Source organism: Psychrobacter sp. APC 3281, from assembly GCF_030407815.1.
Classification (GTDB): domain Bacteria; phylum Pseudomonadota; class Gammaproteobacteria; order Pseudomonadales; family Moraxellaceae; genus Psychrobacter.
Genome location: NZ_JASDCS010000008.1, coordinates 103702 through 116798 on the forward strand (window position 1 = coordinate 103702; position 13097 = coordinate 116798).

13 protein-coding genes and 2 tRNA genes are annotated in these 13097 nt (G+C 43.7%); 2 read left to right on the plus strand and 13 right to left on the minus strand.

The window, feature by feature from the left end; translation table 11 throughout:
- Positions 1 to 37: 37 nt before the first annotated feature.
- Positions 38 to 1576, minus strand: a complete 1539-nt coding sequence (locus tag QL886_RS08550) for a cardiolipin synthase (protein ID WP_290178371.1) — start codon at positions 1574 to 1576, stop codon at positions 38 to 40.
- 388 nt (positions 1577 to 1964) lie between these two features.
- On the opposite strand from QL886_RS08550, the gene QL886_RS08555 reads away from it, so the two are divergent.
- Positions 1965 to 2040: transfer RNA gene (locus QL886_RS08555), tRNA-Val, on the plus strand.
- Between the two features lie 37 nt (positions 2041 to 2077).
- Positions 2078 to 2154, plus strand: a tRNA-Asp gene (locus QL886_RS08560).
- 157 nt (positions 2155 to 2311) lie between these two features.
- Here the strand turns inward: QL886_RS08560 and modB are convergent.
- The 12 genes from modB to surE form a co-directional block, all read right to left on the minus strand.
- A complete protein-coding gene (modB, locus tag QL886_RS08565) occupies positions 2312 to 3013 on the minus strand; it encodes a molybdate ABC transporter permease subunit (RefSeq protein WP_290178372.1) in 702 nt (233 codons plus the stop codon).
- Between the two features lie 74 nt (positions 3014 to 3087).
- On the minus strand, positions 3088 to 3960 hold the full coding sequence (gene modA / locus QL886_RS08570; RefSeq protein WP_290178373.1) for a molybdate ABC transporter substrate-binding protein: 873 nt from the start codon (positions 3958 to 3960) through the stop codon (positions 3088 to 3090).
- Complete coding sequence (locus tag QL886_RS08575) at positions 3953 to 4444, minus strand: molybdenum cofactor biosynthesis protein MoaE (RefSeq protein ID WP_290178374.1); 492 nt, start codon at positions 4442 to 4444, stop codon at positions 3953 to 3955. The genes modA and QL886_RS08575 overlap by 8 nt, the downstream gene beginning before the upstream one ends.
- 128 nt (positions 4445 to 4572) lie before the next feature.
- Complete coding sequence (locus QL886_RS08580) at positions 4573 to 4854, minus strand: MoaD/ThiS family protein (RefSeq protein WP_057759069.1); 282 nt, start codon at positions 4852 to 4854, stop codon at positions 4573 to 4575.
- 97 nt (positions 4855 to 4951) lie between these two features.
- Positions 4952 to 5458 carry a cyclic pyranopterin monophosphate synthase MoaC gene (gene moaC, locus QL886_RS08585; RefSeq protein ID WP_290178375.1) on the minus strand — a complete coding sequence of 169 codons (507 nt, stop codon included), beginning with the start codon at positions 5456 to 5458 and terminating at the stop codon, positions 4952 to 4954.
- 30 nt (positions 5459 to 5488) lie between these two features.
- Positions 5489 to 6232, minus strand: coding sequence for a molybdenum cofactor guanylyltransferase (locus tag QL886_RS08590; protein ID WP_290178376.1), 744 nt, complete (start codon positions 6230 to 6232; stop codon positions 5489 to 5491).
- 18 nt (positions 6233 to 6250) lie between these two features.
- The gene (gene moaB / locus QL886_RS08595) at positions 6251 to 6781 is read right to left on the minus strand and encodes a molybdenum cofactor biosynthesis protein B (protein ID WP_102078147.1); all 531 of its coding nucleotides are present in this window, start codon (positions 6779 to 6781) and stop codon (positions 6251 to 6253) included.
- Between the two features lie 129 nt (positions 6782 to 6910).
- The gene (gene moaA, locus QL886_RS08600; RefSeq protein WP_290178377.1) at positions 6911 to 8023 is read right to left on the minus strand and encodes a GTP 3',8-cyclase MoaA; all 1113 of its coding nucleotides are present in this window, start codon (positions 8021 to 8023) and stop codon (positions 6911 to 6913) included.
- Positions 8024 to 8153: 130 nt separating this feature from the next.
- The gene (gene glp, locus QL886_RS08605) at positions 8154 to 9449 is read right to left on the minus strand and encodes a gephyrin-like molybdotransferase Glp (protein ID WP_290178378.1); all 1296 of its coding nucleotides are present in this window, start codon (positions 9447 to 9449) and stop codon (positions 8154 to 8156) included.
- 406 nt (positions 9450 to 9855) lie between these two features.
- A complete protein-coding gene (locus QL886_RS08610; protein ID WP_201605350.1) occupies positions 9856 to 11154 on the minus strand; it encodes a lytic murein transglycosylase in 1299 nt (432 codons plus the stop codon).
- Positions 11155 to 11223: 69 nt separating this feature from the next.
- Complete coding sequence (locus QL886_RS08615) at positions 11224 to 12012, minus strand: peptidoglycan DD-metalloendopeptidase family protein (protein WP_290178379.1); 789 nt, start codon at positions 12010 to 12012, stop codon at positions 11224 to 11226.
- Between the two features lie 135 nt (positions 12013 to 12147).
- Complete coding sequence (gene surE / locus QL886_RS08620) at positions 12148 to 12966, minus strand: 5'/3'-nucleotidase SurE (RefSeq protein WP_290178381.1); 819 nt, start codon at positions 12964 to 12966, stop codon at positions 12148 to 12150.
- Positions 12967 to 13097: the final 131 nt, after the last annotated feature.

Sequence of the window (13097 nt, forward strand, 5' to 3'; positions counted from 1 at the left end):
AATACTAGTAGATTACCTTACCCTAAAAATCCGAGTGCTACAATAAAGGACTGAACAAGCGCACGACATTATCAAACAAGCGTTTTGATCCATGACGCTGTTGCCATTCATCACTATCCAAGATTCGGCAGTTTTCTAAATAGACTTCCTGACAGTCCGCTACTTGGGCGACCATTTCTGGCGTATAAATCGCTAAGCTGACTTCCATATTTAGATAAAAGCTGCGCATATCAATATTGACGGTGCCAAATAGACAGTAGTCATCATCGATAACCACTGTTTTTGCGTGTAGCAAACCACCTCTAAACAAGGCAATCGTTACCCCTGCATCCAATAACTCTTGATAATAAGCCTGAGAAGCATGTTGTACCAGAAACGAATCAACCTTTTCAGGAACAATAATCGTCACATCAACGCCGCGCTTAGCTGCTATCGTCAGCGCGCCCGATAGTGACTCATCAGGGACAAAATAAGGCGTGGTAATACGAATACGCTTATTGGCACGATGAATCACGGTAACTAACGTATTGTAAATCACATGAGCCGTTAGCTGCGGTGCTGAAGGTATTAGCTGCGCCAGAACTTTGTCCACGACAGGCATCTTTGGTACGACAATCGAAGTGGCACCTATATCTGGCTGCTCATGATCATCAATCGTATCCGCCAATACCTTCACTCGGCTATTTAGGTCATTGATGGTCGGATGCATCACATATAACTTACGAGTATAGTTATTAACCCGTTGATGCAGTTCAGCAAGATTGTCATTACTTTCAGCACCGATGTCGGTAACAATCACCTTAGCCATCGCTGTATTAATACTAATCGAGTGCTGGCTAGTCGTTCGTAGCGCCACATCAATCCATTGACCAACGTTTTTATTTTGCTTAAAAAACCTTGGATCAACCAGGTTGAAGCTGCCGATATAGCCGATATGTTCATCGATAACCACCATTTTACGATGGTTGCGCAAATCAGAGCGTTTAAATAATGTCTTAAACAATCCTACTGGCAATGACTGATGGACATAAACCCCTGCTTTTTCTAATTTACGGTGCACGCTGCTATTAATAAAGCTAAAGCTGCCCACACTATCGGCCAATATATGACACTCTACGCCGCGCTGAGCCGCTACGGATAGCGCCTCTATGACTTCTAGCACCTGTCCTTTTGGATAAACAATATAAAATTCCATGAGGACAATACGCTGGGCGGCATGGATATCTTCAATCAAACGCTGAAAGATAGAAGCAGGATCCGTCAACAGCTGCATTTTATGATTGGGAAATACGCCAAACCCGGTCCAGCGCGTTCCTATTTGGCTAACACCGCGGTAGTTGGCTGGCAATAAGTCCTGCCCTTTGTCAAAAATCAGATGCTCACGCCTTGCCATATCATTCATCAAGATACTGGCTTGATCAACACGTTCACGATAGCGCCGCCCAATCATCGGCTCACCGAGCAGGATGTAAGCCACAAAACCAAATATTGGCAACGTGTAAAGCACAGCCACCCAAGCAATAGACACGCCAATATTGCGCTGTACAGAAACCACGCGCAGCGTCATTACTATCATAAGTACAATATGCAGCACCAGACCTAGACCTAGACCCGCTAAGTCTCCCCAGGTCCAGCTAGTAAAAGTATCTTTAATAGTAAAAGTGTTTATATTGGCCTCCATCAACCGTGTTCAACGAATAAAGCATCCATAGTATAGTAGCTTTTCACCGCCAAACAACAAATAATGATAATAAGTGGATTTTTAGAAATGCTATATAATACATGGCTTTGAATGCTATTTTTGATAGATTACAAGTCCGATTTATAATTATTTTCTAAAAACATTAAAATAATATTTGACACCCAACTGTAAATCTATATAATACACACCCACAGCAACGGAGCTTAGTGACAAACTTAAGAGCTCAGTTGATGTTGAATAAATTGCATAGCAATTGTTCGAAGGGTGATTAGCTCAGTTGGTAGAGCGTCTGCCTTACACGCAGAATGTCGGCGGTTCGAATCCGTCATCACCCACCACTTCTTAGCAAGTGGCTAAACAAGCTAAGAGACCTAAGCAGCGGTAGTTCAGTTGGTTAGAATACCGGCCTGTCACGCCGGGGGTCGCGGGTTCGAGTCCCGTCCGCTGCGCCATATTTAAAACGAATTTAAACTGTTAAGTTTAAGCAAGTTTCGCCTCAAACATTAGATTGTTTGAGGTTTTTTTGTGTCTATATATTCTGCTTGGACATTGTTTATATAGCTACTGCGCCAGCTAACACGTCTTAACTCGCATACAAATGTTCCAGTGCTATGGACGTTGACTTATTCGGCTTACGCTAGCGATTAACGCTACCATCACTACACCCATAATAATCAGAATACCAGACATCATATGCGCCGCATCATAGTTGAGCGCTTCTACCTGCTCATATATCGCAATCGATACTACTTTAGTTTCGCCTGAGATGCTGCCGCCTATCATCAGTACAACCCCAAATTCCCCAATGGTATGAGCAAAGCTTACCAAACTACCCAAAATAATACCCACGCGCGCTTGCGGTAAAGCCACTTTCATAAACCGTCGCATACGACTTGGTTCTAGGAGATGAGCGACTTCCGTGACACTTTGCGGAATACGCAAAAACTGTGCATAGACAGGCTGTATATAAAAAGGCAATGAGTAAATAATAGAACCAATGACCAGACCTTCAAAGGTAAAAATTAGCGGGCTAATATTATGTTCGCTTAACCATTTACCGATACCCATACTAGGACTGAGCAGTAACAGTAGATAAAATCCAATCACGGTAGGTGGTAGCACCAGAGGCATCGCAATGATGCCCATGAGCAGTACCTTAAGACGTCCTATTGCTTTTATACGGTTCGGCTTAGCCAACCAGTAAGCGATAGGCGTTGCAAATAGTAATAGACATAAGGTAGTCACACAAGCGAGCTTAATGCTCACCCAAAATGGACTGAGCATATCTGACATAAGAGACTGGTCGATCATATAATGTCACTGCTCGTTCTGTGATGAGAGGATTTAGGGTCTGTTGAACATTCAAGTAACCCTAGTCTAACGTATTACTGGATGGCCAGATAGCCTGCTTGTAAGAAGTGGTGCTGCCCTGCTTTTGAGCGCAGGTAGTCGGTGAAGTCTGCTGCTTGGTCAGTGTTATTAACGATTATCCCATCTTGTAAGATAGCTGGATAAGACGCTGGCAGCAAAGTGATAAACTGCTCAGGCTTGGCTTTAATCGCAACAAGCTGAGACTGTGCCACAAACCCATAGTCTACGCTACCTGTATGAGCGTATTGGAACGCCTGACCGATATTCTCTGACTGTATCAAACTTTTCTGAGCATTCAACTTATCATACATACTTTGTGATTGCAGATAGGCTTTTGCAGAGGCACCATAAGGCGCAAGATCAGGGTTAGCGATAGCCACCTTGCTGTCCTGAGTAAAGTCAGCACTGGTAAACATATCGCCTAGCGATGTTGGCGTAAAATCGTTTAAAGGTTTGGTGACACTATAGAGTGCTAATTGACCTCTGGTATACGTAAAAGGCTTGGTTAGTTTATGCTCTTTACTAGTAACATCAGCTGAATTCTCATCAGCCAATTTAGCAGGGAAATCTTGATTGGCAGACAAGAATATATCATACGGCGCCCCTGCTTTGATTTGTGCATATAACTTACCAGAAGATGCGTAAGTAACTTCAATATCTGAGATACCTGAAATATTTTGGACAGATGAGTTGTTATCAGCCTGATAGCTATCAATAATATGAGGGAGTACATCAGATAAGTTAGCAGCCGCAGCGATACGCAATGTGTGAGATTGCTCAGTGGTATCAGCAGCAAGCGTCGTATTGGCGTCTTTGTCTTGCGTACAAGCACTTAGTGACAATAGCAGACAAGCAGATACACAGACAGTAACTAATGACTTAACCATTATTGCTGAGCCATTTAGATGAGTCGTCTTCGTAGTATTCTTGCTTCCACACAGGAATATCCGCTTTGATAGTATCTAATATCCAGCGACAAGCATCAAATGCTGGATAACGGTGCGCTGACACGACTCCAACCCACACAGCCACGTCGCCAATTTCTAACGCACCGATACGATGTATGGCAATAGCATGCGTAATTTCAAAACGCTTTTTGGCTTCTTCTATAATGGCGCGGCCTTGATTGATGGCCAAATCCTCATAACCATAATAGGTAAGACGATCAACGCTCGCGGCATTATTATGATTGCGCACTCGCCCTTCAAAACAAACAAACGCGCCGCAGCTGTCATTGTCTAACGTACTTTTTAGCCTATCTTCGTCAATCGCAATATCTAGTAGCGCAAAACCATCACGCTCAGCGATAAGGTAAGCCTCGTCAGCACTACGTTTGATGCTCATTGAATGATCGTGGACATTGTCGGTCATTTTTCTTCTCTATTTATTATTTTTTCTTTGTAACCACTGAATAGCTACTGACACTGAATAGCCACTGACACTGAATAGCCACTGACACTGAATAGCCACTGACAAAATGGACACTAGTAAACGCTTATCTAACCACCAGCGACTGGCGTGATGAAAACCACGCTATCACCATCATTTATCTGGTCAGTCCATTTAGCAAAGTAGTCATTTACTGCAACACGTAGCTCCGACTGCGGACGGCTAAAGCGATGCTTTTGACTAAGCTGTTCGTATAGTTCAGTCAATGACGTATCTTGCTGTACGCTTACTGTCTCTTGCTGACAATTGGCCTCATCAGCCAAACTGGCAAAATACATGACATTAATATTCATCGTTGATTCGATATTAGTTGTCATATCGATAGCACTCATAAACCTCTCCATCTTATACAAGCTTCCTTGCTTGGTACTTAGCATATTTTTAATAATTGATTAATTGATTGACGACGCACTCTGCAATGTTGTCATTTTAAGCATGACTGTAATCTGACTTACCACCTGTCTTCTTAACCAAATGAATATTATCTATAACGATGTCATGTGATAGCGCTTTGGTCATATCATAGATAGTTAAGCAGGCAACGCTGACCGCTGTTAGCGCTTCCATCTCGACCCCTGTCTTATGCGTAACCTTGACTACAGCACTAACCGTAATACTACTAAGCGCGTCGTTGTACTCAAAGCTCAAACCTATCTTGTCTAGCGGTAGTGGATGACAAAGCGGTATAAGATCATGAGTGCGTTTGGCCGCCATGATACCAGCGATATGAGCTGTTTGCGTGATGCTGCCTTTTTTGGTCATCCCATCAGCCGCTTTAATCTGCGCATAAATCTCACTGGGAAAGCGTACTTGTCCAGTGGCATTGGCTTCTCGCATCGTTGCTGTCTTACCGCTGACATCGACCATGGTAATATCACCATCACTATCTAAGTGAGATAAAGTAGATTGCTGGTTTATCTGAACGCTGTCATTCATTTATATAACCTTTCTTATGTGATATTTTTATTATTTTAGTAGAGCAGCACATGCCTGCTTAAAATCTTCGGGCGTATTAAAGTTGGTCAAACTTTGCCACTCTTTTCTAAATGGTACGGAGTGTACAAAAGGTTGAATAAACTGCATCACTCTACGCTGACCGTTATCTATATAGGCCTTCAAATCAGGCTCAATGCTTAACTGATACAGCCCTAACAATGGATATAGGTGACTGTCATCTTTTAAGCAAATCACCTTCTTATCAGCATCAAGGCTCATTTTGCATTGTAGTTTCTGCCACAAGTCAGTTGCTGGTATTAAGCTATCACAGCTAATAACCAGTAACCATAATGCTTGTACGTTTTTTGATATGCCTGAGTTATTCAAGCCGATCAATGTTTGGAAGGCTGATTCAATAGCGACCAATGCGCCGCCAGTTTTGATCTGCTCATCATGCTTATTAGAGTCAACATCAGTACCATAATCAGCAATGTAAATAATAGGCGAATTGGTTTTTTCTGAATGGACATCTAAACCAGCTTGAAAGCCGCGACCATTATCTGAAATCAATATAGGAACCTGTAACTTGCTCGCATGACGGACATGATAGTCTAGCAGCTGCTCACCTGACGGTAGTGTCAGCATCGCCTTAGCCGTTCCCATACGTCTAGATGCGCCGCCTGCCAAGATAACCACACCTGCCAAACCATCCAGATCATTTGAGCAATCTGTCATTATGCCATTACCTGTCAGGCTTGATTGTATATCGCTCATAGCTCAATTATTTATAACTCAATCATGGCTAGGATTTTGTGCCAGAAAGTGCGGCACAAAATTGCATGGACGAGTACGACTGTCAAACTGATCCTTTAAGATATTTTCCCAACCCGTACGGCAAGCACCAGAAGAGCCTGGTAAACAGAATATACCCGTACCATTGGCCATGCCAGCAACTGCTCGCGATTGTACGGTAGACATACCGATTTCATCTTTTGAGATTAAACGGAACATTTCACCGAAACCATCGATTGATTTGTCAAACAGCACACTCACAGCTTCTGGCATGCTATCTCTGATGAAGAACCCTGTGCCGCCAGTTGTGATAACCGCATGAACGTCTGGACTAGCAATCCAGCCACTAATGACTGCGCGAATCTGGTAGATATCGTCGGTGATTAATTGACGGTCTGCTAAATGATGCCCTGCTTCGGTCAAGCTATCTACTAAGTACTGACCTGACGTATCTTCTGCCAGCGTACGGCTATCAGAAACAGTCAATACAGCAATATTAAGCGGTGTAAATTGTGCAGCAGGCTTACTCATAAATAATCCTTTATAGATGTCATTTTATAATTGTATTAAAAGGCGGTTGTATCAAAAAAAGTTATGTAGAAAAATGATTGCGTTGGAAAACAGTCTCTATCAGCGTCATAACCGCAGACTCAAAATGTTTTATCCGCCGATTATCGATAGATTGTGCATGATGCCACTGTTAGAGTCATGGAGATGATGATGCTCAGGCTTGATTGGCATAAAGCTATGTAAAGTGTTCACCAGTCCTTGGATATCGTCTTGCTGTAAGTATGGACGGATATCGTAGTTGCCTTGATCAAACAGACACAAATGCACCTTACCTTGGCTGCTTACGCGCAAGCGGTTACAGGTATCACAGAAGTGCGCCGCATATGGGGCAATCATACCGATACGACCAACATAATCAGGGTGGCTATACTCTACTGCTGGACCATCGGCACTACCGCGTTCGTGCGGCTGCCAGCCATTTTCTAACAAGTAATCAGTGATAATATCAGACTGAGCATGCTGCGCAAAAAACAAATCGCTATTATCACTGGTCTGCATAAATTCAATAAAGCGATAGGTCACTTGTCTGTCTTTGACATAGTCGATCGCCGTGATTAAGTTCTCAAAAGCAGTCTCCGCCATTAAGACACTATTTATTTTCAGTTTGATATCAGTCGTTTCTAACAACGTATCCATGTCAGCCAATATCTGCGGCAAGGTATCAAAGCCTGTCATTTTATGAAAAGTAGCGGCATCAAAACTGTCCATACTGATATTGAGCTGGTCAAGTCCAGCAGCTTGCCAGTTGGCTATATGTTTACCCAATTTATAGCCGTTACTGGTCATCGCGACCGTCTCGATACCGTCAGTCTGCTTAATCGTTTCGATAATTTCGACAACATCACGACGAATAGATGGCTCACCACCTGTAATTCTAACTTTTTTGGTACCTACTTGAGCAAAGCCGCGCACCAAGGTTGCAATTTCAGAGATACTCAGCTCATCATCAGGGCGCTTACCTTGATAACCATTTGGCAGGCAATACTCACAGCGAAAATTACAGAAATCAGTAATAGACAGACGCAAATAAGTCAGACGCCGTGCAAACCCATCGGTTAGCGGCTGGTGATAGTCACTCATCTGCTCAGTGGGCACGACCAAGGAAGGCTCTATGTAGCCATCAGATAATGCCGGTGCCAAGCTCGGTGAATACAGTTGCGGGCTGTCTATTTTGTGTTTGTCATCTATGTTGTCATCAATCATATGTTACTGCCATCAGTACTACTTACTATAAGCACTACTTTATTATTCGTGTTTAGCATACCAGTGTAAGGTTACAGGGTTGCTCTTTAGCTTTGTGCGACCACCTTACAATAAATTGGCAAACGATGAATTAGCGATGTAGCCAAGGAAACGGTTGTACAACGACGTCATTACCAGCTGCTACGTTCCCACTGTCTTTGTCCAATACAATAAAGCAATTGGCGCGGCTTAGCTGTTTGATTCTATGTGACTGCTGTCTTGAGAAGCACTCAACTTGATAATGACCTGTCTCATCTCGTGACAGTACACCACGCTGAAAGTCTTTGCGGCCGGTGGATTTTCTGATATCACTGATGAGTTTGGCTTTAATAGTTAGCGGCATCGGCTGCTCTGATACGCTAGCGGCTGACATTTGCCATAATGCAGGAATCACAAACTGTAGCGTACCTACAACCGTAGAGAGCGGATTGCCCGGTAGGCCAAAATACAATACCGGCTTATCAATATTTTTATTCAATTCACCAAATACGAAAGGCTTACCAGGTTTCATCGCTACTTTATAATGGTTAATTTGACCTAATGTTTCGATCACAATGGTTAAAAAATCATAGTCACCAACTGAGACACCTGCTGTCGATATCAGTACATCACAGTCCTGCATGGCCTCATTGACTGCGATAGTCGTCTGCTCTAGGTTATCAGGAATAATGCCATAATCACGAATAGTGATAGGCAGATCTGATAGCAGGCTTTTGAGCGTTGGGGTATTAGAGTTATATATTTGGGCTAGGCTTTGTAGCTCATTGCCAATAGCCACGAGCTCATCACCTGTCGCTAGCACACCTACGACAAGCGGTTGGAACACGTTCACTTGGCTAATACCAAGGTTGGCAAGTAAGCTAATATCTGCAGGATTTAGTCGTTTACCGATTTTCAAAACGGCTTCCCCAGACTCAATCTCTTCGCCTTGCGAGCGGATATTATTGTCAACTTTGGCCGTTTGTGTGAGCGTGATGTCGTAAGATCGAGATTTATCAACGGTCGCTTTGATATCTGCAAAATTTGTATTCTCTTGCATAATGACCGTATCACAGCAATCTGGCACGACTGCACCAGTAAAAATCCGTACCCCTTGCCCTGCCGCTGTCTCACCAGTATAAGCACTGCCAGCTTGCGACTCACCAACGATTTCGATAATACTGTTTTCTAATAACTCACTACCTTTGGCAATCGCATAGCCATCCATTGCAGACAGGTTTTGTCGCGGCACATCAAAGGGTGAAGCAATATCTTGAGCCAGTATGTGGTTTAGGCTGCCCAGCAACTCTAGAGTGTTAACGGCTCTTTTTTGTAGTGGAAAGTCAGTAATATGATAATTATCTATTCGCTGCTGTATCGCAGCTTGTAATTCTTCCATGGTAATCATAAGGTCACGCTCTTTCTGTCGTTCTAATTATTTATAATCGAAACTGTTATTTAAAATGGTCGTTAAAAACTGTTACTAAACACTATGAGTAAAAGTCATCGTTAAAAAACACATTATCTAGAGTCTATCATTCAAAGTATCAACTTTCTTGTATTAACCTTGTCCTGATAAGTTTTGAATAAAGCCAGATTACACTGGTCTTAATATTTGATATTTATTGCATGGTCCATTGTGTTAAAGATGTCAGCAAAATCAGACATAGATTGAGACAAAAAAAGCACCTTGGCAAGGTGCTTTTTGTAGAACAAATTAAATTATCGTTTGATGACTAGTGGCTGATGCATAATGGCTAAGCACGATTAAAAAGAGCCACTTTTATACAGTGTATAAACACCGTCAGCCTACCTCACCATCCAGCCAATGAGGACGCACTGTTTTGAGTAATAAATCCATCTGGCGTTTGACCATTATCTGCTTGCCAGCGCTGGAATGCCATACGAGTATTGGTACCCACGATACCATCAGCGCCTTTGGTATCATAACCCATGCTAGTCAAACGACGTTGTAGGTTCGTCACTTGCGTGGTCGATAATGGACGCTCATAACGAGGCCAAGATTTTTGCAACCCGCTTTGTCCATTAATCGTTTTGCCTAGCAGACTAACACCCAACGCATAACTTGATGAGTTGTTATAGACTTTGATCACATCAAAGTTTGGGCTTAGCAATAATACTGGACCGTCTTTACCAGCAGGTAACCATAGCTCCATCTGAGTATTGGCATCTAGGTAAACGTCCGCTATCGTATCGACACCCATCGCAGCCCATCTAGCAGCAGGTTGTTTGCTACCAACTACGGAATAATCAAACGAGGCTGGCACCGTTGCTTCATAAAAAGGCGCTAAGCCACGAACCCAACCTGAATTACTAAGATAGTTGGCCGTCGAGGCTAGTGCATCACCAGTCGCCCAAGGATTGCGATGTCCATTGCCATCACCATCAACCCCTTGTTTGAGCCAAGTCTCAGGGATAAACTGGGTTTGTCCCATGCCGCCTGCCCAAGAACCGTCGAGCTGCGACCATGACACGTCACCGCGTTGTAGCAGTGTCGCTAACGATAGCAACTGCGTTTCAGCGAATTCTTGACGACGACCATCATAGGCGAGGCTGGCAAGCGAACTTGGCAAATCGCTATTACCGGTCACAGCGCCATACGATGACTCCATGCCCCATATCGCAGCGATAATCTCTGCATTAACCCCATACTGAGACTCTAGCTGAGACAAATAAGCACGCTGCTCAGCAAATTTGCGTTTACCTACACTGACGCGTCCACTAGATACCGCAGAATCTACGTATTCCCACGGCATCTTGGAAAACTCGGGCTGACCTGAATCTAATGAGATGACTTGCTGGTTTAGATAAGCAGAATCGAGCAATCGACCAATAACTTGGGCATCATAGCCTGACGATATGGCACGCATAGAAAAGTCTGACTTCCAATCAGAAAAGCTACTGTAGCTAGGCTTGGGCGCAGGCTGCGGTTTTACGACTGGCGCAGGTGTTGGTTTGACCTGAACGGTTTGGGTTTGAGTAATCTCAACGCCGCCTTGACGAACAGGCTTACTTTGCATTGCCTGCTGGCTTGTACACCCGACCATCACTAATGCTGGCACAAAGGTGAGGTATTGCTTTTTTAATCTCATAAAAAATCTCAAACATGAATAAATAAAATGGCTCACAGTGGCCAAGCTATCCGTAGCTATTATTTAAGTCTAACGCCCAAGTACGCTACGTGGGTCAATAGGATTACCATTCAAACGAACTTGAAACTCTAAGCCTACCTCATTAGTCTGCCCACTGCTGCCCATACTAGCAATGCGTTGACCACGCTGTACTGTATCGCCCTCTTGCACCAATAATTGGCTATTGTGCGCGTAGGCTGTGATGTAGTTATCACTATGACGAATCATAATTAGATTGCCATACTCTGGCAGACCGTTGCCTGAGTAAAGCACAGTTCCTGATTGGCTGGCAAGTACTGGGTCACCAACTTTGCCTGCAAACCACATTCCCATATTGCCCGCAGCAGGGTCAATATTACGAGTTACTGGGTTGCGCGTAGGATAATCATAACCAGAGGTCGAGTTGGCAGTGGCTCCATAAGCTGGTGCTTGAGACTGGGTCACAGGTGGCGTATAAGTTGGCTGCGTTTGAACTGGAGCACTGTAGCTATTGTTACTTGCAGTGGTTGCCGCATTGCCTTGCCATAGTTTGAGCCATTGGCCACTATAGATGGTATATTTACTATCTAGATTGTTCATCGCTCCGATTTGGCGGTAGTTCAGACGATAGCGCGCTGCAATCTGGCTGACCGTATCGCCGCGTTGTACACGGTGATAGTTAGGGACGCCTTGCGCGTTAGTGATAATCTTAGGACCTGCTTGGTTTGCTGATTGATAGGTAGGCTTCGTTGCACAGCCAACGACAGATAGAGTAGCGACTGCCATAGTACCAATCAACGCGGCTTTAACAAGGTGCGATCCAGCTATGATTTTTTTCATACAAGGTTCCTATTCTTTGTGTTGCTCATTCATTGTTTAATCATTCAAAAGCTCTTAATGCCATACAAGAGTCTTTTGATATTCTCATAACACGTCAGTGTTTAATAAGCCGGTATGGATTATATCTTATAGAATTTATAGCGTGAGTGTTGATAATCTATCCAGCGCTGCCGTTGGCGTATGATGCAGGCGTACTGGTGATAAACTGACATACCCTGCCGCTACAGCCTGATAATCTGTCATCATATCCTGATTCGCTTGTACCGCATCGATTGACGTCTCTGATGGTCGCTCATTTTTACCTTTGCGTAGAGACAACCAATAGGCATCTCGGCCGCGTGGATCTATCATATGGCGTACTGGCTGAGCAGCCTGCTTATGGCCTAACGAGGTTACTTTTCGACCCCTGATATCATCAGCATGCTGCACATCAGGAATATTAACGTTTAATACATGATAGGGCAAACTTTTGAGCATCTCTAGAATCGAAGTCTTAGTAAGCAGTTTGACGATTTCATGTGCGGCCACTTGATAATCACTGGTTGATTCTTGCCCGCCGTTTTTGACACCCCCGCCTACCAAAGACGTTGCTATAGCAGGAATACCAGATAGTTGCGCAGTCAATGCAGCACCGAACGTACCAGAGAACATCACATCCTGTCCCAAGTTAGCCCCTGAGTTAATGCCTGTAATCACGCAGTCAAAGTCACTACCATGATATAACTCATGCAGAGCCAAATAAACACAGTCAGCTGGTGAGCCATTTACCGCTACAAATCCAGAAGGCAGCTGATGCGTATGCAGTGGTCTTGAGACACTCAGCGCACTGGCATAGCCGCTTTGTTCATCGTTAGGGGCGACGACGACGACTTCGCCGATAATCGATAATGCCTGAGATAGTGCCAATAATCCTGGCGCATAAACACCGTCATCATTACTAATTAAAAATCTCATTTCTACTCAGTATGTGGTTAATATTTTATTGCCGATTTTTCTACATCTCTATTCGGTAATTCTGCTATCGTGCCATGTCTGTTCAAGATAGCCATCAAAGAACGATGCTCATATTTAAAATGAAAACATGA

What these genes read in the sequence shown, in the direction of transcription:
- QL886_RS08550 (WP_290178371.1), bottom strand. Translation starts at nt 1,576, where the DNA reads ATGATAGTAATGACGCTGCGCGTGGTTTCTGTACAGCGCAATATTGGC.
- modB (WP_290178372.1), bottom strand. Translation starts at nt 3,013, where the DNA reads ATGATCGACCAGTCTCTTATGTCAGATATGCTCAGTCCATTTTGGGTG.
- modA (WP_290178373.1), bottom strand. Translation starts at nt 3,960, where the DNA reads ATGGTTAAGTCATTAGTTACTGTCTGTGTATCTGCTTGTCTGCTATTG.
- QL886_RS08575 (WP_290178374.1), bottom strand. Translation starts at nt 4,444, where the DNA reads ATGACCGACAATGTCCACGATCATTCAATGAGCATCAAACGTAGTGCT.
- QL886_RS08580 (WP_057759069.1), bottom strand. Translation starts at nt 4,854, where the DNA reads ATGAGTGCTATCGATATGACAACTAATATCGAATCAACGATGAATATT.
- moaC (WP_290178375.1), bottom strand. Translation starts at nt 5,458, where the DNA reads ATGAATGACAGCGTTCAGATAAACCAGCAATCTACTTTATCTCACTTA.
- QL886_RS08590 (WP_290178376.1), bottom strand. Translation starts at nt 6,232, where the DNA reads ATGAGCGATATACAATCAAGCCTGACAGGTAATGGCATAATGACAGAT.
- moaB (WP_102078147.1), bottom strand. Translation starts at nt 6,781, where the DNA reads ATGAGTAAGCCTGCTGCACAATTTACACCGCTTAATATTGCTGTATTG.
- moaA (WP_290178377.1), bottom strand. Translation starts at nt 8,023, where the DNA reads ATGATTGATGACAACATAGATGACAAACACAAAATAGACAGCCCGCAA.
- glp (WP_290178378.1), bottom strand. Translation starts at nt 9,449, where the DNA reads ATGATTACCATGGAAGAATTACAAGCTGCGATACAGCAGCGAATAGAT.
- QL886_RS08610 (WP_201605350.1), bottom strand. Translation starts at nt 11,154, where the DNA reads ATGAGATTAAAAAAGCAATACCTCACCTTTGTGCCAGCATTAGTGATG.
- QL886_RS08615 (WP_290178379.1), bottom strand. Translation starts at nt 12,012, where the DNA reads ATGAAAAAAATCATAGCTGGATCGCACCTTGTTAAAGCCGCGTTGATT.
- surE (WP_290178381.1), bottom strand. Translation starts at nt 12,966, where the DNA reads ATGAGATTTTTAATTAGTAATGATGACGGTGTTTATGCGCCAGGATTA.